This is a genomic window from Frigoribacterium sp. CFBP 13707, assembly GCF_014842245.1.
Taxonomy (GTDB): domain Bacteria; phylum Actinomycetota; class Actinomycetes; order Actinomycetales; family Microbacteriaceae; genus Frigoribacterium; species Frigoribacterium endophyticum.
On record NZ_JACYVL010000003.1, the window covers coordinates 88,749 to 108,024 of the forward strand.

General features: G+C 74.3%; 13 protein-coding genes and 1 pseudogene. 11 read left to right on the forward strand and 3 right to left on the reverse strand.

Annotation, left to right across the window (positions count from 1 at the left end):
- The first annotated feature begins 8 nt into the window (after nucleotides 1-8).
- From IFT45_RS07420 to IFT45_RS07450, 7 genes are read left to right on the forward strand one after another with little or no spacing between them, the layout of a single operon-like run.
- Nucleotides 9-1,253 (forward strand): toxic anion resistance protein, encoded by a 1,245-nt coding sequence (locus IFT45_RS07420; RefSeq protein WP_244637821.1) that lies wholly within the window; start codon nucleotides 9-11, stop codon nucleotides 1,251-1,253.
- A 3-nt stretch (nucleotides 1,254-1,256) separates the two neighbouring features.
- Nucleotides 1,257-1,796 carry a hypothetical protein gene (locus IFT45_RS07425; protein ID WP_192127508.1) on the forward strand — a complete coding sequence of 180 codons (540 nt, stop codon included), beginning with the start codon at nucleotides 1,257-1,259 and terminating at the stop codon, nucleotides 1,794-1,796.
- Nucleotides 1,796-2,347, forward strand: coding sequence for a TerD family protein (locus IFT45_RS07430; RefSeq protein WP_192127510.1), 552 nt, complete (start codon nucleotides 1,796-1,798; stop codon nucleotides 2,345-2,347). Before IFT45_RS07425 ends, IFT45_RS07430 begins: the two co-directional genes overlap by 1 nt.
- 2 nt (nucleotides 2,348-2,349) lie before the next feature.
- Nucleotides 2,350-3,159: a hypothetical protein gene (locus tag IFT45_RS07435; RefSeq protein ID WP_192127512.1), complete on the forward strand. Its 810-nt coding sequence runs from the start codon at nucleotides 2,350-2,352 to the stop codon at nucleotides 3,157-3,159.
- 6 nt (nucleotides 3,160-3,165) lie between these two features.
- Nucleotides 3,166-4,407 carry an HpcH/HpaI aldolase/citrate lyase family protein gene (locus IFT45_RS07440; protein WP_056055245.1) on the forward strand — a complete coding sequence of 414 codons (1,242 nt, stop codon included), beginning with the start codon at nucleotides 3,166-3,168 and terminating at the stop codon, nucleotides 4,405-4,407.
- Entirely contained in the window at nucleotides 4,404-7,274 is a 2,871-nt protein-coding gene (locus IFT45_RS07445; protein ID WP_371810903.1) for a phosphoribosyltransferase domain-containing protein, read from the forward strand. The genes IFT45_RS07440 and IFT45_RS07445 overlap by 4 nt, the downstream gene beginning before the upstream one ends.
- The gene (locus tag IFT45_RS07450) at nucleotides 7,271-8,116 is read left to right on the forward strand and encodes an HAD family hydrolase (RefSeq protein ID WP_192127514.1); all 846 of its coding nucleotides are present in this window, start codon (nucleotides 7,271-7,273) and stop codon (nucleotides 8,114-8,116) included. The genes IFT45_RS07445 and IFT45_RS07450 overlap by 4 nt, the downstream gene beginning before the upstream one ends.
- A 227-nt stretch (nucleotides 8,117-8,343) precedes the next feature.
- On the opposite strand, the gene IFT45_RS07455 is transcribed toward IFT45_RS07450, so the two are convergent.
- From IFT45_RS07455 to IFT45_RS07465, 3 genes are all read right to left on the reverse strand, one after another.
- Nucleotides 8,344-8,895, reverse strand: coding sequence for a hypothetical protein (locus IFT45_RS07455; RefSeq protein ID WP_192127516.1), 552 nt, complete (start codon nucleotides 8,893-8,895; stop codon nucleotides 8,344-8,346).
- A 176-nt stretch (nucleotides 8,896-9,071) separates the two neighbouring features.
- Nucleotides 9,072-9,830, reverse strand: a complete 759-nt coding sequence (locus IFT45_RS07460; RefSeq protein WP_197982291.1) for an MBL fold metallo-hydrolase — start codon at nucleotides 9,828-9,830, stop codon at nucleotides 9,072-9,074.
- A gap of 64 nt (nucleotides 9,831-9,894) precedes the next feature.
- The gene (locus tag IFT45_RS07465) at nucleotides 9,895-13,359 is read right to left on the reverse strand and encodes a DEAD/DEAH box helicase (protein WP_192127518.1); all 3,465 of its coding nucleotides are present in this window, start codon (nucleotides 13,357-13,359) and stop codon (nucleotides 9,895-9,897) included.
- Nucleotides 13,360-13,563: 204 nt separating this feature from the next.
- Here IFT45_RS07465 and IFT45_RS07470 point away from each other — a divergent pair.
- From IFT45_RS07470 to IFT45_RS07485, 4 genes and pseudogenes are all read left to right on the forward strand, one after another.
- Nucleotides 13,564-14,709, forward strand: a pseudogene (locus IFT45_RS07470) (zinc-dependent alcohol dehydrogenase).
- Between the two features lie 54 nt (nucleotides 14,710-14,763).
- Complete coding sequence (locus tag IFT45_RS07475; RefSeq protein WP_192127519.1) at nucleotides 14,764-15,360, forward strand: hypothetical protein; 597 nt, start codon at nucleotides 14,764-14,766, stop codon at nucleotides 15,358-15,360.
- A 444-nt stretch (nucleotides 15,361-15,804) separates the two neighbouring features.
- The gene (locus IFT45_RS07480) at nucleotides 15,805-16,635 is read left to right on the forward strand and encodes an HAD family phosphatase (protein ID WP_192127521.1); all 831 of its coding nucleotides are present in this window, start codon (nucleotides 15,805-15,807) and stop codon (nucleotides 16,633-16,635) included.
- Nucleotides 16,632-19,136, forward strand: coding sequence for a glycoside hydrolase family 65 protein (locus tag IFT45_RS07485; protein WP_192127523.1), 2,505 nt, complete (start codon nucleotides 16,632-16,634; stop codon nucleotides 19,134-19,136). The genes IFT45_RS07480 and IFT45_RS07485 overlap by 4 nt, the downstream gene beginning before the upstream one ends.
- The last annotated feature ends 140 nt before the right edge of the window (nucleotides 19,137-19,276 follow it).

Below are 19,276 nucleotides of genomic sequence, written 5' to 3' on the forward strand. Positions count from 1 at the left end.
GATCACCCATGAGCATGACCCTCACCCCTCCCGACCCCGACGAGAGCGGCGAGCTCGTCCTGCGCGCACCCGAGGCGCCGGCGATCGTCGAGCCCGAGACGGCGCCCGGCATGATCCCCGTGCCGGAGGAGCGCCAGGTCGAGATCCGGCGCCAGGCGCAGGAGTTCATCCGCGACGTGTCGACGCTCGACCCGCGGGCGCCCGAGTTCACCGAGAAGGTCGAGGGCATCTCGAGCCTCGCCAGCGCCGAGATGACCTCGTCGAGCGGCTACTCGACGCGCATGCTCGAGCGGTCGAGTTCGTCGGTCGCCGGGGCCAAGCGCGGCGGTGACAGCGCGCAGATCAAGGTCGCGAACACCCTGGGCGACCTGCGGTCGACGGTGGAGGACCTCACGCCGAACCAGGCCGACCTCGGCGTGGGCCGGAAGATCCTCGGGTTCATCCCGGGCGGGAACAAGCTGGCCAAGTACTTCCAGAAGTACGAGTCGGCCCAGACGCAGCTCGACGCGATCATCAAGTCGCTCATGTCGGGCAAGGACGAGCTGCTCAAGGACAACGCCGCCTTGGCTGGCGAGAAGCAGCAGCTCTGGGAGACGATGGGGCAGCTCAGCGAGTACGCCGTCTTCGCCGACGCCCTCGACCAGGCCGCGACCGCCAAGATCGACTCCGCGCGCGCCGCCGGCCAGCTGGAGCAGGCGCAGAAGCTCGAGGCCGACGTCCTCTTCCCGATCCGCCAGCGCCGACAGGACATCCTCACGCAGCTGGCGGTGTCGGTGCAGGGCTACCTCGCCATGGACCTCATCCGCAAGAACAACATCGAGCTGGTGAAGGGCGTCGACCGGGCCCGCACGACGACCATCGCCGCCCTCCGCACAGCCGTCACGGTCGCGGCGGCCCTGGCCAACCAGAAGATGGTGCTCGACCAGATCGACGCCATCAACACCACGACGAACAACATGATCCTGCAGACCAGCGAGATGCTGAAGGACCAGACCGCCCGCATCCACGAGCAGGCGTCGTCGTCGGGCGTCAGCGTCGACACGCTGCAGAAGGCCTTCGACAACGTGTTCGCGACGATGGACTCGATCGACTCCTTCCGCTCGCAGGCGGCGCAGAACATGTCCGGCACGGTGGCCGCCCTCGAGGCCGGCATCACCCGGGCCAAGCCCTACCTCGAGCGCAGCCGCCAGGGCGAGGCCGCCGAGCTCGGCGGCGCGACCGCCCGCCCGGCGCTGGGCGGCCCCTCGGCCTAGCCGATGGTCTTCGGCAGGATCTTCGGGCGCGACCGGGACGACTCCGTCCCGGCGCGTCCGTCGTCGACCCCGGGGGAGGCGGTGGCCGCGGCCGGGGAGGCCGTCGCGTCGGCGCTCGGGCAGGGCTCCACGACGCCGGAGGCCCGTCGGCTCGAGGAGCTGGCGCGCTCGATCGACGCCGGCGGAGGCCGCCTGCCCACCCTCGTCACCTCGCGCCTGCTCCAGATCGTCGACGTGCTCCGCGAGTCGGCGGCCCTGATCGAGTCGCAGGGCGCCTCGACCGAGCAGCGGGTGCTCATGGAGCAGCTCGTCGAGGACCACGTGCCCACGCCGCTCGGCCGCTACCTCTCGCTGCCCGCGACCGACCGCGCCGACGACTCCCGCCCCACCGCCCTCTTCGTCGAGCAGCTCGGCATCGTCCACGAGACCGTGCTCGACTTCACCAACCAGGTCAGGCTCGGCGCGATCGAGGAGCTGTCGACCCACGGCCGCTTCCTCCGCTCCAAGTTCGACGAGCCGACCCTCCGACTGGAAGGACCCTGATGGGCGAGATGGTGCCCGGCAGCAACGCCGCGCTGACCGCCGAGAACCCCGACGTGCACGAGCTGCTCGTCGGCTTCTCGTGGCAGACCACGCCGAGCCGCGGCCCGCAGCCCGAGCTCGTGCCCCTCGCGGTGCTCTGCGGCGCGGACGGCACCGCCCGCACCGGCGACGACGTGGTGTTCTTCAACCAGCTCGTCTCGGCCGACGGCGCCGTCGCGTTCGACGGCGCCGCCGACCAGGAGCAGATCGACGTCGACCTCGCCCTCGTGCCCGACGACGTGGCCAAGATCGTCTTCGTCGTCTACGTCGACCCCGACCGCCGCGGCCTCGGCACCTTCGGGGCCGTCCGCCAGGCGAGCATGCGCGTCGCCACGAAGGACGGCCGCGACCTCGTCCGCTTCGTCGTGCCGAGCGACGAGAACCACGCGATCAACGCGATGCTCTTCGGCGAGCTCTACCGCCACCGCGACGACTGGAAGTTCCGCGCCCTCGGCCAGGGCTACACCACCGGCCTCGCCGGGGTGGCCCGCGACTACAAGGTCACGCTCTAGCCGTGGCCGAGCGTCCGACGCGCACCGACCTCGTCTTCCTGCGACGGCGGGTGAAGCCGCAGGTCGCGGTGCCCGACGTCCCCGCCACGCCGGCGCCGGCACCGGCGCCGGTCTCGGCTCCGGTCTCCGTGGCTCGTCCCGCCCCTGCTCCGGAGGCGCGGGTCGGCGACCCGGGGCGCGCCTCCTCGGGCCTGTCGCTCGGTGGCCCCCGCAGCTCGACGCCGCCCGCCGCGTCGAGCGCGTCCGGTGCGACCGGCCCGACCCGCCCCGCTCGCCCCGCTCGCCCGTCGCGCCCCGCGCCGTTCCCCGCGCCCGACGTCACCGACGTCCGCGAGCTGAGCCGCGACCAGCCCGTCGTGCGGCTCTCGCCGCGGCGGTCGGCGATCGGCACGCTCGTCGTCACCGGCGGCGTGCACGCCGTGTGGGAGAGCACGGAGCTGGTCGACGGGGCGGCGTTCTCGACCGGCCAGCGCATGGGCGACGTCGTGACGACCAGCGGCAACCGCCCGCTCGTGGCCTTCGACGGCGACGAGGTGCTCGTCACCCTGCGGCACGTGCGCGAGCTGCGCCGGGCCCTGGTCGTCGCGGGCGACGGCGCGTGGCTGGAGGTCGAGCTGCCCGGCGATCGCCGCCTGTCGGTCGACCCGGCCGAGCCCGGCGAGCGGGTCGCGCTGGCGATGCTCGTCGTCGACGGCCTCCTCGAGCTGCGCCGGGTGACCCTGCCGGACACCCTCACGCCACCTCTCGTCCACCAGAGATTCGGGTACTCGATCCCCGAGCGTCCCGGTGACAGCGCCCCGAACGGGAGATGATCGCCCATGCGCCATTTCGGCTTCCTCAGCGACGAGCAGCTGTCGCTCGTCTTCCACACGATCCCGCAGCGGCTCGACCTCTCGTCGCCCGCGCCGCTTCTCGCGGTGGCCCTCGGGGCCACGCTCTACTGCCCCGGCACGCGCCCCGACCTCGTCGGCGCGGTGCACAAGCAGGCGGCCCGCGGCGTGATGAGCATGGTGCTCTGCCTGGAGGACAGCGTCGCCGACGACGAGGTCGACCAGGCCGAGGACGCCGTGGTGGCGGCCCTGGCCGAGCTGCACCGTGAGCAGGCCGGCGACCTCGCGCCCGACGCGGCGCCGCTGCCCGCGCCCCTGCTCTTCGTGCGCGTGCGGACGCCCGAGCAGATGCTCCGCGTGGCCGAGCGATCGGGCTCCGCGCTCGACGTGCTCAGCGGCTTCGTGCTGCCGAAGTTCGAGAACCAGGACGGCTACGCCGACCGCTTCTTCGCCGTGCTGCACGAGATCCACGAGCGCTTCGACCAGGGCGGCGACGCGGCCCGTCGGCGGCTCCGGGTCATGCCCATCCTCGAGTCGCCCGTGATGATCCACGCCGAGACGCGCACCGCGGCGCTCGAGGGCATCACCGACGTGCTGCAGCGTCACCGTGACGACGTGCTCGCCGTCCGGATCGGCGCGACCGATCTCTCGAGCGCCTTCGGCCTCCGCCGGTCGCGCGACCTCACGATCTACGACGTGGGCGTCGTCGCGTCGATGATCGCCGACATCGTCAACCGGCTGGGGCGCCACGACCGCGGCTTCGTCATCAGCGGCCCGGTCTGGGAGCACTACGCCGACACCGAGCGCCTCCTGCGCCCCCAGCTGCGCATGACGCCCTTCGTCGAGGCCGACGACGTCGACCTGCGCCGCCGGCTGCTGCTCGAGAACTTCGACGGCCTGCTGCGCGAGATCGCGCTCGACCAGGCGAACGGCATCACGGGCAAGACCGTCATCCACCCGTCGCACGTGGCGCTCGTGCACGCGATGAGCGTCGTCAGCCACGAGGAGTACCACGACGCCCTCGCGATCACGGGTCGCCAGGGCGGCGGCGCGGTCGCCTCGCCCTACCGCAACAAGATGAACGAGATGAAGCCGCACCGTGCCTGGGCCGAGCGCACGCTGCTGCGCGCCGCGGCCTTCGGGGTGGCTGCGGAGGAGACCACGTACGTCGACCTGCTCGAGCTCAGCATGCGGGCGACCTCGCTGAGCCTGGCCGGAGGCGCGGCGTGAGCGCGAGCGCCGGGCCGGTCTCCGAGGCGGTGCGGTCCGCCGCGCCCGCCGCCGCCGCACCCGCCGCCCCCTCGACGCCGCCCGCCCTTCCGATGTCGCCCGAGAGCGGCTTCGTGCACGACCGGGTGGGCATCGTCGTGCGCTCCGAGGGCGACGGCCTGGTGCCCGTCGAGCTCCTCGTCGGCCTCGCGCTCCGGCGGAACCCCCGACGGGCGCACCTCCTCGTCTCCACCGTGCTCGCCAAGCACGTGCCGACCGTCCCCGGCCTCGCCGTGGTGGCGGGCGAGCTGCTCGGCACGGCGGCGGACCTCGCGCTGGCCGAGGGCGACGCGGGCGCCCGCGGTGCCGAGCTCCGACGGCTGGCGGACGAGTTCGCCAGGCTGCTGGCCGAGCGGGAGGCCGAGGGGGAGGCGCGGGCGCGACTCCGGGGCGACCTCGCCGCCCTGCGCCGTGAGCTGGCCGCCCTCCGCACCGGGCACCCCGGCGTCGCGACGCTCGGCTACGCCGAGACGGCGACCGGGCTCGGGCGCCTCGTCGCCGACGCCCTCGGCTCCTGGTATCTCCACTCGACCCGGCACGACCCCGCGGGCGCGGTCGCGTTCGGCGCGTTCGAGGAGGCCCACTCGCACGCCACCAGCCACCGGCTGCTGCCGACCGACCCGTCGCGGCTGCGCGTCGGCGGCACCGTGGTGCTCGTCGACGACGAGCTGAGCACCGGGGCGACGGTCGTCGACACCGTCCGCGACCTGCACGCGCGGGTGCCGCAGGAGCGCTTCGTCGTGGCGGCCCTCGTCGACCTCCGGGGCGACGACGACCGGGCGGCGCTCGACGCCGTCGCGCGCGAGCTCGGCACCCGCGTCGACGTCGTCGCGCTCGGGCAGGGCCGCGTCGAGCTGCCCGCCGACGTGCTGACCGTCGGGGCCGACGTGGCGGCCGGGCTCGGCGAGGCCGTGCCGACCCTCCGCCGTGCCTCGGCGGCCGACGCCGTCGCGCTGCTCGACCTCCGCGACGTGGTCGCCCCGGTGCGGAGCGAGCGGTTCGGGGTCGACGCCCCGGCCGCGACGGCCGACGTCGACGTGCGCGGCGTCGTGGCGGCCGTGCTCGACGCCCTGCCGGCCGAGCTGCGCGAGGGCGTCCGCGGCGACGACCCGGTCGTCGTGCTCGGCACCGAGGAGTTCCTCTCCGTCCCCCTCGCCGTCGCGTACGAGCTCGACGGGCACGTGCCCACACGGGCCTCGTCGACCACGCGGTCGCCCATCGCCGTGCTCGACCGCCCCGACTACGCGGTCGCCTCGGGCGTCACCTTCCGCAGCCACGACGTGACCCTCGACGGCCCCGGCCCGCGGCACGCCTACAACCTGTCGCGGGCCGGCGCGCGGCCGCGCGTCGTCGTGCTGATGCCCGAGCCGGGCACCGACCCCGCCGAGCTCGTCGGCGGCGGGAGCGTCACCGAGGCGCTCCGCGAGGTCGCCGAGCACGTGCTCGTCGTGCTGCTCGCGGCGGCCGACGACGGCCCCGCCCCCGCCCCCGCGCTAGCCCGCCCCGCCGCCCGCCTCACCGAGAGATCCGCCGTGCAGCCCAGCCCCGCCTCCACCGCCCCTGCCGCCGCCCCGACCGGGGCGTCGCGCTCCGCCGACGAGCTGCCCGAGCGGCCCGAGCGGCCCGATCTTCCCGAGCCGCTCGTCGGCCCGACGTTCGGCTCGTACGACGCCGACGACGTGTCGTGGCTGCTCACCGACCTCGGCGACGCGCAGCTCGAGGCGCCCGCGCACGAGCGTGAGGCGACGCTGCAGGGCGGGACGGCCAACTACGCCGAGTCGCTGCCGATCGAGTACCAGCCCACCCCCGAGTACCAGGCCCTGTACGAGGAGGCGCTGGCCCGGTCGGCCGACCGCGTCGCGACGGCCGTCGGGGTCGTCACCGACCTCGCGCTCGCCGCCCGCGACCAGGCCCCGGTGCTCGTCTCGCTCGCGCGGGCCGGCACCCCCGTCGGGGTGCTGATGCGCCGCTGGGCCGCCCGCGTGCGCGGCGTCGACGCCCCGCACCTCACGATGAGCATCGTGCGCGGCGTGGGCCTCGACCCGGTCGCCCTGCGCTGGCTGGTCGCCCACCACGACCCGGCGCGCGTCGTCTTCGTGGACGGCTGGACGGGCAAGGGCGCCATCACCCGCGAGCTCACCGAGGCGCTGGCGCGCTTCGAGGAGACCGACGGGGTGCGCTTCGGCGACGACCTCGCCGTGCTCGCCGACCCGGGCCGCTGCGCGTCGACCTGGGGCACCCGCGACGACTTCCTCATCCCGTCCGCGTGCCTCAACTCGACCGTCTCGGGCCTCGTCTCGCGCACGGTCTACAACCGTCGGCTGATCGGCGACCACGACTTCCACGGCGGCAAGTTCTACTCGGAGCTCGCCGACGCCGACGTGTCGCGCGCCTTCGTCGACACGGTCTCGGCGCGCTTCGACGCCGTCGTCGACGAGGTCGACCGCCGCGTCGCCGCCGCGGCGACGGAGCCCGACCGGGCCGCCGGCCCGACCTGGGCCGGCTGGGAGGCCGTCGAGCGCATCAGCGCCGAGCAGGGCGTGCACGACGTGAACCTCGTCAAGCCCGGCGTGGGCGAGACGACCCGCGTGCTGCTGCGGCGCATCCCCTGGAAGGTGCTCGTGCGCGCCGACGCCCTCGACGAGGTCCGCCACGTGCTGCTGCTGGCCGAGCAGCGCGGCGTGCCGGTGGAGGTCGTCGACGAGCTGCCCTACAGCTGCGTCGGGCTGATCCACCCCGTGCACACCGCCGGGGCGACCGGTGCCGACGGGCGCGCCGTGCGCGCCGAGCCAGCCCCGACCGCCCCGACCGACGGAGGCGCCCGATGAGCCGCGCCCCCGTGGTCGTCGCCTGTGACCTCGACCGCACCCTGATCTACTCCGCCGCGGCGCTGCGCCTCCAGGGCGACGACCGCGACGCGCCCGACCTGCTCGTGGCGGAGGTCTACGGGTGCGTGCCGATCTCGTTCACGACCCGCGCCTCCGAGGGGCTGCTCGTCTCGCTCGCGGCCGCGGCGCACCTCGTCCCGGTGACGACGCGCACCGTGGCCCAGTACCAGCGCGTGCGGCTGCCGGGCGTCCGGCCGACGCACGCCGTGACGACCAACGGCGGCGCGCTGCTCGTCGACGGCGTGCCCGACCTCGACTGGCGACGACGGCTCGACGCCCGCGTCGCGGAGGAGTGCGCGCCCCTCGCCCAGGTCGAGGCCCTCCTGACCGACGCGCACTGGAGCACGTGGACGCTCTCGGTCAAGGTCGCGGAGGACCTCTTCGTCTACGCGGTCGTCGACCGTGCCGAGATGCCCGAGACGGCGGTGGCCGACCTGGCCGCGCGCTGCGACGAGCTCGGCTGGACGGTCTCGGTGCAGGGCCGGAAGGTCTACTGCGTGCCGAGCCCGGTCACCAAGGCGGCGGCCCTCGAGGAGGTGCGGGCTCGCACGGGCGCCGACCTCGTGCTCGCCGCGGGCGACTCGCTGCTCGACCAGGGCATGCTGGAGGTCGCCGACCACGCCTTCCGCCCCGCCCACGGCGAGCTGCACGACCTCGGCTGGACGGCGTCGCACCTCACGGTGACCGACGCCGACGGCGTGCTGGCCGGCGAGGAGCTGCTGCGGCGGATGTCGGCCGTCGTCGCCGACGCGGCCCGCGCCCCCGCACCCGTCTCCGCGTAGCGCCCGGCCCCGCCGCCCACCGCCCCTCGTCCGCCATCGGCGCACCCGTCACGCCGGCGAACCACCGACTGATCAACGAACCACGCAACGACGTGGTTCGTTGATCAGTCGGTGGTTCGCCGGACTGGTCCGGTGGGCAGGGCAGGGCAGGGCAGGGCAGGGCAGGGCAGGGCAGGGCAGGGCTGGGGCGGGCCGGGCGCTCGGCCGGCGAGCCGGGGGGAGCAGCGTCAGCGCGGGGAGTCGCCCTCGCCGTGCTGGCGGTCGCTGCCCGACGAGCGCTGGCCCTGGTCGCCGGCGTCGTGGAGGTCACGGGGGTCGGCCTCGCCCTCGGGCAGCGTGCCCCGGCGCGGGTCGGCGGCCTCGAGGTCGTCGTCCGACGGCGACGAGGCGCCGCCGCGACGTGCCCCCAGCTCGTCGTCGGCCGCGTCACGCACGGCGTCGTCGAGCGCCTCGCCGTCGCGGGCGTGGGCGACGACCGAGCGGGCCGTCGCGCCGAGCACCTCGGCGGCGTCGACGCCGCGGGCGTCCGCCAGGGCGTGGCTCAGGCCGGCCGCGAGGGCCCCGCCAGCCGTGCCGAGGGTCGTGACGACCTCCTGCTGCCGCTCCGTGAGGGGCTGGTCGGTCTGCCCCGCCACGACCTCCCGCAGGTTCTCGTCGCTCGCGTCGAGCGCCGCGTCGTCCTCCTGCGTGATGGCGGTGGCGTGCGAGACGATCGCGAGCGCGAGCTCGGCGGCGTCCTGCTCGGGCGTGCGCGGTGCGGTCGAGTCGTCGGAGTCCATGCGCGTGACGCTACGCGGAGGGTCCCTCGCATTGTCGGCGTCCTCGGAGGCGCGGAGCGGCGACCCGTGGTCGGTCGCCCCGGCACGCGCCTCAGCGAGTCCGAGACGTCAGCGAGTCCGAGACCTCAGCGCGCTCGACACCTCAGCGCGCTCGACACCTCAGCGCGCTCGGGCCCTCAGTGCGCCCCGCGGCGCCGGGCCTCCGAGACCGCCTGCGCCGCGCCTCCCCGGAACGGCGCTCCGTGGCCGGGCAGCAGCACCCGCGCCCCCGTCGCCGCGATCCGGTCGAGCGACGCCAGGGCCAGCTCGCTGTCGGCCGTCGCCGCGCCCGCGACGATCTGCGGGCCCCGCCGGCCCGTGTACGGGTCGAGCGTCACCACGGCGTCGCCGACGATGACCGCGTCTCGGTCGGGCAGGTGCAGCGCGACGTGGCCGTCGGTGTGCCCCGGGGTCTCGAGCAGCACGGCGCCCGCGGGCAGGGCCGCCTCCGTGATCGGGCGCGTGTCGAGCACGGCGGGCACGGAGAGGGCGCCGGCCAGGGCCATGCGGGTCAGCGCGGGCACCGCGGCGGGGTGCTCGACCGGGTAGCGCCACCGGGGCCGCTCGTGCCGGTACGAGTACGGGTGCCGCGCGAACCGGGCGTCGTCGGGGTGCACCCAGACGGGCAGCCCCCACTGCTGGCGCAGCCGCCGGGCCGTGCCGACGTGGTCGAAGTGCGCGTGCGTGAGCAGCACGCCGTCGACGTCGCCGAGGCCGTGGCCCAGCTCGAAGAGCGACTCGACGAGGTGCGGCCACACCCCCGGCAGGCCCGCGTCGACGATGAGCACGCGGTCGCCGTGCTCGACGAGGTAGAGGTTCGTGTCGGCGTGCTCGAGCCGGTGCACCCCGGGGGCGACGTCGCGGTCGAGCACGGCACGGGGGCGCAGAGGAGACATGGCTGCCACGCAAGCACCGGGGCGCGGCGGCCGGTGACGCCTTGACACGGCGGGGCGCGACCGCCTAGTCGAGCAGCCCGCGGATGTCGTCGGCCGTCAGCGCCGAGCTGAAGACGGCGTCGTCGTCGACGACCGCGTCGAAGAGCGCGGCCTTCTTCTGCTGCAGCGCGAGGACCTTCTCCTCGACGGTGTCGTTCGCGATCATCCGGTAGACCATGACGTTCTTCGTCTGGCCGATGCGGTGCGTGCGGTCGACGGCCTGCGACTCCGAGGCGGGGTTCCACCACGGGTCGAGCATGAACACGTAGTCGGCCTCGGTGAGGTTGAGCCCGAAGCCGCCCGCCTTGAGGCTGATCAGGAACACGGGCGAGGCGCCGCCCTTGAACCTCTCGATCACCTCGCCCCGTCGCCGCGTCGAGCCGTCGAGGTACTCGTGCGCCGTGCCCCGCTGGTCGAGGCGCTCGGCCACGCGCCCGAGGAACGAGGTGAACTGGCTGAAGACCAGGGCCCGGTGCCCCTCGGCCACGACGTCGTCGAGCTCGTCGAGCAGCTGGTCGAGCTTCGCCGACGGCACGTCGGAGTACTCGGGGTCGATCAGCGCCGCGTCGAGCGCGAGCATGCGCAGCAGCGTCAGCGACCGGAAGACGATGAACCGGTTGCGGTCGAGGTCGTCGATGAGGTCGAGCAGCTTGAGTCGCTCGCGCTGGAGGAACGCGTCGTACAGCTCGCGGTGCGCCGGGGCGAGGTCGACGCGCAGCAGCTGCTCCTGCTTGGCGGGCAGGTCGGCGGCGACGAGCTCCTTCGTGCGGCGGAGCATGAGGGGCCGGATGCGCGCCCGCAGCCGCGCGAGCAGCTCCGGTCGTTCACCGGTCGCGATCGGCTTGACGTAGTCGTCGGAGAAGCGGACGTGCGTGGACAGCAGCCCCGGGGCCACGACGTGGAAGAGCGCCCAGAGGTCGGTCAGCGAGTTCTCGAGCGGCGTGCCCGTGATCGCGAGCTTGAACGGCGCGTCGAGCTCGACGGCGCAGCGGTGCGCCTGCGAGGAGGGGTTCTTGACGAACTGCGCCTCGTCGAGCACCAGCCCCGCCCAGGCGTGCCGGGAGTAGCTGGCCGCGTCGAGCCGGAACAGCGCGTACGACGTGACGACGAGGTCGACGTCGCCGCCGGCGAGCGCCGCGGCGAGCCGCCGCCGGCTCTTCGCCTCGGTCTCCGTGACGACGTGCACGCGGAGCCCGGGGGTGAAGCGCGCCGCCTCCGACGCCCAGTTCGGCACGACCGAGGTCGGCGCGACCACGAGGAACGGCGGGCGCCCCGCCGACCCGGCCCGCGCCTCCCGCCCGCGCGCCTCCTCCTCGCGCACGTGCGCCGGTGCCTCCCGCTCGCGCCCGTGCGCCCGCGCCTCCTCCTCGCGCACGTGCGCGACGAGCGCCAGCGTCTGCACCGTCTTGCCGAGGCCCATGTCGTCGGCGAGGACCCCGCCGAGGCCGTGCTGGTGCAGGAACGCCAGCCAGCGGAAGCCTGCGAGCTGGTACGGCCGCAGCTCGGCGTCGAGGCCGGCGGGCACGGGGGTGTCGGCCACGCCCGGCAGCTGGTCGCCGGCCGCGAGCTCGAGCAGGCCGCCCACGGCGCTCCGCCAGGCGTCGGCCTGCACCGTCGCGTCGGCGAGGTCGTCGAACTCCGACCAGAGCGAGGCCTGGTAGCGGTTGATGCGCGGCCCGGCCTCCCACTCGTCGAGGCCGGTGGCCTCGTCGATCAGGCGCTTCAGCTCGTCGAAGGCGGGGTGGGCGAGCGACAGGTACGACTTGTCGACGAGCAGCATCTTGTCGCGCCGCCTCGCGAGGGCCGTGAGCAGCGGCACGAGCGGCACCGTCCGCCCCTCGACCGTGACGAGCACCCCGAGGTCGAACCAGTCCCTCTTGTCGGTCTCGACCGTGGTGACCGTCAGGTGCGGCGCCTCGGTGAGCTCGCGGTAGTCGGGGCGCTCGCCGTCGACGACGACGCGGAGGTCGTCGCGCCCCTCGAGCGCGGGCAGGCGGGTGGCCACGAACTCGGCGGCGGCGACGCCCTTCAGGGTCGCCCCGCGCGCGGGGACGCCGAGCGCCTCCAGGTCGAGCGACGTCTCGTGCGCGGAGAAGGGCTCGGTGCGGCCGGCGATCACCCAGCGCCAGGTCAGGGCGAGAGCGTCGCCGGCGCCGAACGACGCCGTGAGCACGAGCTGGGGAGGCAGCACCTCGGGCAGCGCGACCGACTCGTCGCGGCTGGTCACGGCGACCGCCTGCTGCAGGCCCGGGTACCAGTCGCGGAGGAACTCCTCGGCGTCGGCCTCGGGCACCGTGATCTCGGCCGTGCTCGTCAGCAGCTGCTTCTGCTCGGGGGCCAGCGGGGCGACGGTCGGGGCGAGCACGACGGCGAGGTGCGGCTGGGGCGTCGCCACGTACACGCCGTGGTCGCCGATCGTGCCGGTGTCGGCGGCGGCGTGCGGCTCGCCGTCGACCGTGACCCCGGCGCTCAGCACGAGGCCCCGGCCCGGATCGGTGCGCGCGTCGACGGTGACGCGGGCCTCGGCGGCGACCGTGACGTCGGTGGCGCGCTTGCCGGTGACGAGGGCGACGCCGAGCCGGCGGGCCTCGGCGAGCAGGGGCCAGAGCAGCGGGCTCGTGAAGTCGTCGAGCATCAGCCAGTCCGCCTCGCCCGGCACGTACGAGGCGTGCACCGACCGGTGCAGGGCGGCGAACTGCCCGAACCAGGCGTGCTGCTCCGCCCCGATCGCGAGCCGGTTCATCTGGTAGGGCAGCGACGTCCAGGTGAGGTCGCCCCTCACCCAGTTGCCCGTCGGGCTGAGGCTGACCGGCCGCACGCCCAGACGCCAGCTCGCCGCCCCCGACGGCCGGACCGGAGCCGGGGAGGCGCCCCCCGCGCCCGCGAGGGAGCTGCCGCTCACGAGGCCCCCGCCGAGACCGCCCGTCGAGCGCTCGTGCCGGTCGACGCGCGGGGCGTCCCACCGGGCGCTGCGGGGCGGGGCGACCCGCGGCCGCAGCTCGAACAGCAGGCCCATGGAGGTGGTGCGGGCGTCGCGGGGCGCCGGCCGGCCGGTGAGGCCGCCGAGCCGGGCGCGCCAGTCGTCGGGGGAGGGGGCCGCGTCGCCGGCCGCGCCGCCGCCGGCCCGGGGCGAGGGGAGGTCGCCGTCGCCGCCGAGCGGCGCGGCCGCGGGCGGGGCCAGCGCCGCCGCGTTGTTGGCGAGCAGCACGGCGGCCACGTGCTTGCAGTCCCCGCCGAGCGGGCAGGTGCAGGTGCTGCGCGAGGGGCGGCTCTGCTCGCCGCGCGTCGGCTGGAGGACGATCTCGCACCGGTAGGGCTCGGCGGCGCTGCCGCGCACGGTGCCGGTGACGACCTGGTCGACGGGGTCGTACGTGATGTCGCTGACCCGGTCTTCGCGCGAGTACTGCCGCCCCTTGGCGAAGGGGCGCGGGCCGACGAAGCGGATGACGTCGACGGCGTCGACGAGCGGCGCGACGTCGAGGAGGGGCATGACGACCATCTTCGCAGCGACCGCCGACACCCGTCGCCGCCGCGCACCAGCCTCGGCGAGGCCGCCGCAGATGGTAACCGGGGACGGGCCGCGCAGGCAAGGCCCCCGGCGCGGTCGGCCCTCACCGCGACTCCCGTCGTTCACTGGCGTCGACCAGGGGCGCCGCGCCGAGGGGCCGGGCCCGACGACGAAGGAGGACGAGCCGTGCGAGCGATGACCTACCGGGGGCCGTACAAGATCCGCGTGGAGGAGAAGGACGTGCCGCGCATCGAGCACCCGAACGACGCGATCGTCCGGGTGACGCTGGCGGCGATCTGCGGCTCCGACCTGCACCTCTACCACGGGCTCATGCCCGACACCCGGATCGGGCACACCTTCGGCCACGAGTTCATCGGGGTCGTCGAGGAGGTCGGGTCGTCGGTCGAGACCCTGAAGAGGGGCGACCGCGTGATGGTGCCCTTCAACATCTACTGCGGCTCGTGCTGGTTCTGCGCGCGCGGGCTGTGGTCCAACTGCCACAACGTCAACGCGAACGCCACGGCCGTCGGCGGCATCTACGGCTACTCGCACACCACGGGCGGCTAAGACGGCGGCCCGGCCGAGTTCGTCCGCGTGCCGTTCGCCGACGTGGGGCCGAGCATCATCCCCGACGACATCGCCGACGAGGACGCCCTGCTGATGACCGACGCGCTCAGCACCGGCTACTTCGGCGCGCAGCTCGGCGAGATCGGCCAGGGCGACACCGTCGTCGTGCTCGGCGCCGGGCCCGTGGGCCTCTTCGCGGCGCGCTCGGCGTGGTTCATGGGCGCCGCGCGGGTGATCGTCGTCGACCACCTCGAGTACCGACTGGAGAAGGCCCGCACGTTCGCCCACGCGGAGACGATCAACTTCGCCGAGCACGACGACGTGGTCGTCGAGCTGAAGAAGCAGACCGACCACCTCGGCGCCGACATCGTGATCGACGCGGTGGGCGCCGAAGCCGACGGCGACCTCGTGCAGCACCTGACCAGCGCCAAGGCCAAGCTGCAGGGAGGGTCTCCCGTCGCCCTGAACTGGGCCATCGACGGCGTCCGCAAGGGCGGCACCGTCTCCGTCCTGGGCGCCTACGGCCCCCTCCCGAGCGCCGTCAAGTTCGGCGACGCCCTCAACAAGGGCCTCACGCTGCGGATGAACCAGGCGCCGGTCAAGCGCCAGTGGCCGCGCCTCTTCGAGCACATCCGCGCCGGGCACTTCCGGCCGAGCAACGTCGTCACCCACCGGGTGCCGCTCGAGCACATCGCCGAGGGGTACCACCTCTTCTCCGCGAAGCTCGACGGGAACATCAAGACCCTCGTCGTCCCCGGCGCCTGACCCCGCCCCCCGACCCTCACGACCCACCGACATCCCCGCACCCGGAGGCCCCCCATGAGCGACCACGACGACGTCCCCCTCGCCTACCTCCCCTCGAAGCCCCGCGCCGTCCCGACGCAGGAGCAGCTCCGGGCCCGCGTACCCGGCTGGGGTGCCGACCTCGACCCGGCCGACCGCCCGTCGCACCCGAAGCTGCAGTACGCGCCCGGGGCCTCCGGAGCCCGATGGGAGTTCCCCGAGCGGCAGCCGGGCGGCGAGGGGCGGGAGCGCTCGATCGAGCACGCCTTCGTCACGCCGGTCTTCGGCACGGCGCAGCCTCTGCACGGGCTCTCAGGCGCGATCCGCCGCGTGGCGTACGACCGCTACAGCGAGGGCCGGCTCGCGCACTGGCTCCTGCTCGTCGTCGGCGACCGGGTCGACTCGACCGGCGCCCACCTGCGGTCGCTGGTCAGCGGCCGCCCCGACGACCTGCTGCGCGAGACCGGCGTCACGGCCGAGGCCCGGAAGGAGGCGCGGGCCACGTCGCGGGACCGCACCCGCGTCGACCGCCGCCACCGCTGGCTCGACCCGCTGATCGTCGCCGGGCCGTGGGTCGTCACCGGGGTGGTCGCGGTGCGGGGCGTCGCGAAGGTGGTCCGCGCCCTCCGCTGAGGACGCAGCCCGAGTGACGCCCCGAGGGCGCGACGGGGGACAGCTCAGGGCGGTCCGGGGTGCGCCGCGTACCCCGCTGACCGCGACCTGGGTGACACCGCGGGTGAGGGCGTACCGTTCCACGGGCTGGAAGCGTTCAGCGCTCCCACTGGCCGGTGTCGCACTGCACCCCTGCCCGTGAAGCTCAGTCGCAGGGCGACGCCAGCGCCAGACAGGGCACGACCGCCGGCGCGGTCGTGCCCTGTCGTCGTCCCGAGGGCGGACGACCCTCGGCCGGGTGGGCGCGCGCGCCCCTCGCGGAGTGCCACACTTGTCGCGACGAGTCCGACCCCGTGCTCGTCGACCCCGGCCTGATCCCTGCCGGTGCACCGAGAGCTGCCGCGGACCGACGTCGTTCCCGCGCATCTGCCCCGACCGACATCGATCCACCGAAGGAACCGCGCCATGTCCTCCCTCCTGCCCCGCGACTCCTCGCGCCTGGGCGAGCTCCGCGCCCTCCTGTTCGACCTCGACGGCGTCCTCACGCCGACCGCCGAGGTGCACATGCGGGCCTGGTCGCGCCTCTTCTCCGAGTGGTTCGCCGCCCACGACCTCGGCCCGTACACCGACGCCGACTACTTCGAGCACGTCGACGGGCGACCGCGCTTCGACGGCGTCCGCGCCATGCTCGCCGCCCGCGGCGTCACCCTGCCCGAGGGCCACGACGACGACAGCCCCGACACCGAGACCGTGCGCGGACTCGGCAACCGCAAGAACGCGGTCTTCGCCGCCGAGCTCGCCGAGAACGGCGTCGAGCCCTACCCGGGCAGCGTCGCCTTCCTCGACCGGGCCATCGCGCTCGGCGTGCACGTCGCCGTCGTCTCGAGCTCGCGCAACGCCGTGCCCGTGCTCGAGGCCGCCGGCCTCCGCGACCGCTTCGAGGTCGTCGTCGACGGCGCCGTCGCCGCGGCCGAGGGCATCGCCGGCAAGCCCGCCCCCGACACCTACCTCGAGGGCGCCCGCCGCCTCGGCCTCACCGCGGAGGACTGCGTCGTCGTCGAGGACGCCACCTCCGGCGTCGAGGCCGGGAGGCGCGGGTCGTTCGGCCTCGTCCTGGGCGTCGACCGCGGGGCCGGCCACGCCGCCCTGCTCGCCTCGGGCGCCGACGTGGTCGTCGACGACCTCGGCGACGTGGTCGACGCGCTCGGCGCGACCCGCGACTCCGCCGGCTCCGGCATCGCCGGCGACACGACCAGCAGCGACACGACCAGCAGCGACGCAGAGGACCCCTCGTGAACACCATCACCACCGACCCGCTCGACCGGCACCGCTTCCCGGTCGACGAGTGGGCGCTCGTCGAGGACGAGTACGTGCAGGGCGACGAGGGCGTCACCGAGACGATCTTCGCCGTGGGCAACGGCTACCTGGGCCTCCGCGGCAACCCCGACGAGGGGCGCGGCGGCCACTCGTTCGGCACCTACGTCAACGGCTTCCACGAGACGTGGCCGATCCGCCACGCGGAGGAGGCCTTCGGCTTCGCCCGCGTCGGCCAGACCATCGTCAACGTGCCCGACGCCAAGGTGATCCGCCTCTACGTCGACGACGAGCCGTTCGTGCTCTTCGAGGCTGACATCCTCGACCACACGCGTCGCCTCGACTTCCGCGACGGCGTGCTCACCCGCGACGTCGAGTGGCGCACCCCCTCGGGCAAGCGCGTGCTCGTCACGAGCCGTCGCCTGGTCAGCTTCGAGGACCGCCACCTCGCGATCATCGAGTACGAGGTGACGGTGCTCGACGCCGACGCGTCGCTGCTCATCTCGAGCCAGATCCTCAACCGACAGGACATGGGCGACGAGTACCACGCGGGCATGCGCGCCGCGGCCGGCGCCTTCGACCCGCGCCGTGCCGAGGCCTTCGACTCGCGCGTGCTCCAGCCGGTGCTGAAGCGCAACGGCGGCACGCGTGCGGTGCTCGGCTACCGCACGTCGAACTCGGGCATGACCATCGCGGTCGGCGCCGACCACGTCATGGACACCGAGAACGAGTGGGACGAGTCGTCGTCGATCGACGACGACCTCGCCAAGCACGTGTACCGGGTGCGGGCCAAGGCCGGCGTCTCGACGCGCATCGTCAAGACGATCACCTACCACACCAGCCGCGGCGTGCCCCCGCGCGAGCTCGCCGACCGCTGCGACCGCACCCTCGACCGCGTCGCCGAGGAGCCGCCGTCGGCGATGTTCGACAAGCAGCGCGCGTGGCTCGACGACTACTGGGCCCGCACCGACGTCGTCGTCGGCGGCCAACCCGAGGTGCAGCAGGCCGTGCGCTGGAACCTCTTCCAGCTCGCGCAGGCCACGGCGCGCACCGACGGCCAGGGCGTCGCCGCCAAGGGCGTGACCGGCTCGGGCTACGGCGGGCACTACTTCTGGGACACCGAGATCTACGTCCTGCCCTTCCTCACCTACACGGCGCCGAACGTCGCCCGGAACGCCCTGCGCTTCCGCCTCGGCATGCTCGACGCGGCCCGTGACCGGGCGGTCGAGCTGAACCAGCGCGGTGCTCTCTTCCCGTGGCGCACCATCAACGGCCTCGAGTCGTCGGCGTACTACGCCGCCGGCACCGCGCAGTACCACATCGACGCCGACATCAGCCACGCCCTCAGCCAGTACGTGCAGGCGAGCGGCGACCTCGACTTCATCGAGCGCGGCGCCGTCGACATCCTCGTCGAGACCGCCCGGCTCTGGGCCGACCTGGGCTTCTGGCGCTCGAACGGCGACCAGCGGTTCCACATCGACGGGGTCACCGGCCCCGACGAGTACACGACGGTCGTCGACGACAACCTCTACACGAACGTCATGGCGCGCGCGAACCTCCGGGCCGCCGTCCGCTACGTCACCCGCCTGGCCGAGGAGTCGCCCGCCGCCTACTCGAGGATGGTCACCCGCCTCGACCTCGAGGACCACGAGGTCACGGGCTGGCAGGTGGCCGCCGAGGCGATGGAGATCCCCTACGACGAGCACCGCGGCATCCACCCGCAGGACGCGCAGTTCCTCGACAAGGAGCTGTGGGACCTCGAGTCGACGCCGGCCAGCAAGCGCCCGCTGCTGCTGCACTACCACCCGCTCGTGATCTACCGCTTCCAGGTGCTGAAGCAGGCCGACGTCGTGCTCGCGCTCTTCCTCCAGGGCGACGAGTTCACCGCCGAGCAGAAGCTCCGCGACTTCGAGTACTACGACGCGCTGACGACCGGCGACTCGACCCTCTCGGGCGTCGTGCAGTCGATCATCGCGGCCGAGGTGGGCCACCACCAGCTGTCGCAGCAGTACTTCCTGTCGTCGCTGTACGTCGACCTCGCCGACCTGCACCGCAACACGGCCGACGGCGTGCACGTCGCCTCGACGGGCGGCATCTGGAGCGCGCTGGTCAGCGGCTACGGCGGCATGCGCGACTACCTCGGCGACATCACCTTCGACCCGCGACTGCCCGCCGACTGGGACGAGCTGAGCTTCAAGCTCACCATCCACGGGTCGCGGGTGCGCGTCGACCTCGCGCAGCACGAGATCGTCTTCACGGTCGAGGAGGGCACCGGCGTGAGCGTCGGCGTCCGCGGCGAGCGGGTGGAGGTCGGCGAGCTGCCCGTGCGCGTGGCGCTCGACGACCAGGGGCCCCGCATCACGACGAAGGTGCCGACGACCAGCGACCTGCGCGGCCTGATGCGCGCCGACGGCTCGGTCATCACGGCGTCGATCCCGACGATCAGCATCGACCGCTACGACGACGACGAGGCTGTTTCGTAGCGGCGGGTCCTCGTCCTCCGGGGCGGGCCGGCGCTGGCCGGCCGGGGAGGACACGCACCCGCCGAAGGCTGGTCGGCCTTCCTGCGGACGCGTCGGGGGTCGACCCGCGGTGCCGAGCAGGCCCTGCCGACCCCGGCCCC

Bases quoted from the DNA above. Each gene is read 5' to 3' on its own strand.
- IFT45_RS07420 (WP_244637821.1), top strand. From the start codon at position 9: ATGAGCATGACCCTCACCCCTCCCGACCCCGACGAGAGCGGCGAGCTC.
- IFT45_RS07425 (WP_192127508.1), top strand. From the start codon at position 1,257: ATGGTCTTCGGCAGGATCTTCGGGCGCGACCGGGACGACTCCGTCCCG.
- IFT45_RS07430 (WP_192127510.1), top strand. From the start codon at position 1,796: ATGGGCGAGATGGTGCCCGGCAGCAACGCCGCGCTGACCGCCGAGAAC.
- IFT45_RS07440 (WP_056055245.1), top strand. From the start codon at position 3,166: ATGCGCCATTTCGGCTTCCTCAGCGACGAGCAGCTGTCGCTCGTCTTC.
- IFT45_RS07450 (WP_192127514.1), top strand. From the start codon at position 7,271: ATGAGCCGCGCCCCCGTGGTCGTCGCCTGTGACCTCGACCGCACCCTG.
- IFT45_RS07455 (WP_192127516.1), bottom strand. From the start codon at position 8,895: ATGGACTCCGACGACTCGACCGCACCGCGCACGCCCGAGCAGGACGCC.
- IFT45_RS07460 (WP_197982291.1), bottom strand. From the start codon at position 9,830: ATGTCTCCTCTGCGCCCCCGTGCCGTGCTCGACCGCGACGTCGCCCCC.
- IFT45_RS07465 (WP_192127518.1), bottom strand. From the start codon at position 13,359: ATGCCCCTCCTCGACGTCGCGCCGCTCGTCGACGCCGTCGACGTCATC.
- IFT45_RS07475 (WP_192127519.1), top strand. From the start codon at position 14,764: ATGAGCGACCACGACGACGTCCCCCTCGCCTACCTCCCCTCGAAGCCC.
- IFT45_RS07480 (WP_192127521.1), top strand. From the start codon at position 15,805: ATGTCCTCCCTCCTGCCCCGCGACTCCTCGCGCCTGGGCGAGCTCCGC.